General features: G+C 52.7%; 1 protein-coding gene. It reads left to right on the top strand.

The window, feature by feature from the left end; genetic code table 11:
* Positions 1–833 precede the first annotated feature (833 nt).
* Positions 834–1,463, top strand: coding sequence for a Fic family protein (locus ACT3TP_RS18615; RefSeq protein ID WP_181150465.1), 630 nt, complete (start codon positions 834–836; stop codon positions 1,461–1,463).
* The last annotated feature ends 421 nt before the right edge of the window (positions 1,464–1,884 follow it).

Below are 1,884 nucleotides of genomic sequence, written 5' to 3' on the forward strand. Positions count from 1 at the left end.
GTATCATTGATGGCCATCCTTCAAGAGAATTCAACGGAACTTGTGGACGCTATGCTTGCCGGCGATGAACTAGAAGCATTGCGGACTGGCGACAAGCTGCAAGCGCAGGGTCCGGCGGCCGAATACTTGAACTACGCGTCTTCTGAAGGATCCATCAGCCGTCGGTTGCGTCGATAAAGCCCTACGGCCAATTGGGCTGGGGCCTACCTTGCGCTGAGCGCTGTTGCACCTGAAACCGTCATCACCAATATGACGAGGGAGCTGTTGGCCACTGAACCTTGCCGCGTCATGGTGGATGCGAACGTTCCAATACCGCTGAACTATCATTCCTAGGCAAGCGCGACTGCAAAGTTATTGCTATGGCGTGCGAGTGTCGAGAATACACACGTAACAGGACAGACCATTTACGTGGACGGTGGAGTCGATGCAACCTGGCGTGGAGACGACGTTTGGTCCTAGCATACTTGTGCGTGCTTAGATCTCCGGTGCTGTTGGCCATGGCTGATGATGTATCGACGTCGATCACTATGATGAGCCTCGACGAAACGATATGCGGGGCATGCAAATGAAGGCATTGCCTGTTGGTAGGGGAAAAAGTAACTATCTCTTGTTCTCAGTTACATTTACATCTAAAAGGTATCTAGTATAGTGCGCTCGTTACACATTCGGTCCCGGCCCTCGGCCATGAGGAACACTACTGGTTGTCTGAACAGGACGCCTTCACGTCAAGAACGAAGTGAGCCAAGAACAAAGACGAATATGAGTCAGCTGTCCCGACAAAATTCTCACTATTAGATTTCGACATTCCAGATGAACTGGTTCAACGGATGGAAATGGCAAGCAACGAGCTGATTAGCTTCGATCACAAGGCCCGTATCATGCTGGGTTCGACATCAGCTTCATTGGGGCCTCGCTCCTCGATCCTATTGAGAACAGAATCCGCTTCGTCTGCGCAGATTGAAAACCTGACGGTCGACGCTCGACAATTAGCGCTTGTCGAGTTGCAACTAGCAAGTTCTCAGAACACATCAACAGTTTCAGCCAATGGTCGAGCCATGGAAGCTGCGCTCGCTTTGGCAGATGAGCTTAGTAGCGATGCGATATTGAAAATGCATGCAGAGCTACTGCAGGGACGACCTAGGCGGGAGATACATGCAGAAACGTATCGGGATCAGCTCGTTCGGGTGGGTTCGAGCGGGGCGAGTCCGAGAGGAGCCAGTTATGTAGTCCCTCAGTCGGCGCTGATACCTGAACTGATCGAAGACTTGTGCGCATTTATGGTACGCGTGGACCTGCCCTCCATCCTTCAGAGGGTAATTGCCCATGCTCAGTTCGACACGGTTTATCCCGTTGTAGACGACAAGGGTCGTACCGGACGGGTCCCTAGTTCATTCCTTGCCAAGGGCGCGAGGTCTGGTCCAGTCAACAACTGCACCGGTATCCGCCGGGCTGTTGCGCAATAGGGCTAGATACTCCGAGGCGCTTTCTCGGTACCGTGATGGTAATGCGTCGCCAATCCTAGAGGAATTCGTTGAAGCTACCTTGTACGCAGCTTCCATCGGGATTGTCCACATTGCTCATTTGGCATCGGACCTGGGATCCGCACGGGAGAAGCTCCAAGTGCTGCGTTCGCAGTCAACTGCCTGGAAGCTGCTTCCGTTCATGAGCGCATATCGGTGATGCATACGTAGCTAGTTTCGAAGCTACTGAAAACTTCGAATACCAGCGCACTGCGCGCCTTGAATCAGTCGGCTGAGCATGGAACATTGTTTGAGCGGTCAGGGCAGAAAAGGAACAGGGCATGGCCGAGTGTGGGAGTACTTAGAATCCTGGACGACTACGCGACAGGCATGCTCAGAAAGCCATAATCGTGCGAACGGTTTT

The organism is Glutamicibacter sp. AOP38-B1-38 (assembly GCF_052377485.1).
In the GTDB taxonomy this organism is placed as follows: Bacteria; Actinomycetota; Actinomycetes; order Actinomycetales; family Micrococcaceae; genus Glutamicibacter.